General features: G+C 76.0%; 1 protein-coding gene. It reads right to left on the bottom strand.

Annotated features, from left to right (window positions below):
* The coding region (locus D180_RS15420; RefSeq protein ID WP_017913504.1) for an aldehyde dehydrogenase family protein at nucleotides 1-362 on the bottom strand (362 nt) is incomplete at both ends.

The following is a 362-nucleotide window of genomic DNA, read 5'->3' as shown; positions in this document are numbered from 1 at the left end:
CACCTGCCGCGCGAACGCACGCGCGGCGCCGCCGTCGCGGGTGAATACCGCTGCGCCGTTGCCGTAGTCGTGGTCGGCGATCAGGCGCAGCGCGGCGGCGGCGTCGGCCACCCGCACCACGCACAGCACCGGGCCGAAGATCTCTTCGCGGTAGATGCGCATGTCGCTGCGCACGTGGTCGAACAGGCTGCCGCCGAGGAAGAAGCCGTCCGGGTGGTCGGGCGCACCCGCCGGGCGGCCGTCGACCACCAGGCGCGCGCCCTCGGCCACGCCGCTGTGGATGTAGCCGAGCACGCGCTCCCGGTGCGCGGCGCTGACCAGCGGGCCCATGTCCGGCTCGTCGCGGCCGGCGTCGGCCTGCC

This window comes from Xanthomonas sp. SHU 166 (assembly GCF_000364685.1).
GTDB classification, from domain to species: Bacteria; Pseudomonadota; Gammaproteobacteria; order Xanthomonadales; family Xanthomonadaceae; genus Xanthomonas_A; species Xanthomonas_A sontii.
Note: the sequence above shows the minus strand (reverse complement) of the source record. Positions and strands in the feature narration are given on the sequence as shown.